We start from the raw sequence: 969 nt of genomic DNA, 5'->3' as shown, positions 1-969 counted from the left end.
TCCGCACGGGCGGCCGGTCGTCGGGTGCTGGCGGTGGTGCGGGGCACGGCGGTGAACCAGGACGGTGCGTCGAACGGTCTGACGGCGCCGAACGGTCCGTCGCAGCAGCGGGTGATCCGGGCGGCGTTGGCGCAGGCGGGTCTTTCCCCGCAGGACGTCGACGCCGTCGAGGCGCACGGCACCGGCACGACGCTGGGTGACCCCATCGAGGCGGAAGCGCTGCTGGCGACGTACGGCCGGGACCGGGACGGAGACGTTCCGCTCTGGCTGGGGTCGATCAAGTCCAACATCGGTCACACGCAGGCGGCGGCCGGTGTCGCTGGGATCATCAAGATGGTCCTGGCGCTTCGGCACGAGACCCTTCCCGCCACCCTGCACGCGGACCGGCCGTCCCCGCACGTCGACTGGGCGTCGGGTGCGGTTCGGCTGCTGACGGAGTCGCGTCCGTGGACCTCGGGGGACCGGCCGCGTCGGGCGGGCGTGTCCTCGTTCGGGATCAGCGGCACCAACGCGCACGTGATCCTGGAGGAGGCGCCGGCTGACGAGACCGTGACCGGACCGGCGCCGTACCCGACCGTGCCGGTGCTGCTGTCCGGCCGGACCCCGGACGCGCTGCGGGCCCAGGCGGAGCGGCTGAGGACGGTGTCGGGCACCGACCTGCCGGCCGTGGCGGCGGCTGCGGCGCGGCGTCCGGTGCTGGCGCATCGTGCGGTGGTGCTCGCGGGTGGGACCGACGAGCTGACGGCCGGGCTGGATGCGGTGGTGTCCGGTGCGGGTGGTCTGACCGGCACCGCACGGGCGGGCCGGGTGGCGTTCCTGTTCACGGGGCAGGGTGCGCAGCGTGCGTCGATGGGCCGGGGGTTGTACGAGGCGTTCCCGGTGTTCGCGGACGCGTTCGACCAGGTGGCGTTGCACGTGGATGCTCACTTGGACCGGCCGTTGGCGGAGGTGCTGGCGGACGAGGAGCTG

General features: G+C 73.9%; 1 protein-coding gene. It reads left to right on the top strand.

Annotated features, from left to right (window positions below; all coding sequences use genetic code 11):
- On the top strand, nt 1-969 hold a 969-nt coding region (locus tag PUR56_RS02565), incomplete at both ends, for a ketoacyl-synthetase C-terminal extension domain-containing protein (protein ID WP_329947670.1).

Origin of the sequence: Streptomyces sp. BE303, assembly GCF_036290945.1 — a bacterium.
Classification (GTDB): Bacteria; Actinomycetota; Actinomycetes; order Streptomycetales; family Streptomycetaceae; genus Kitasatospora.
Note: the sequence above shows the minus strand (reverse complement) of the source record. Positions and strands in the feature narration are given on the sequence as shown.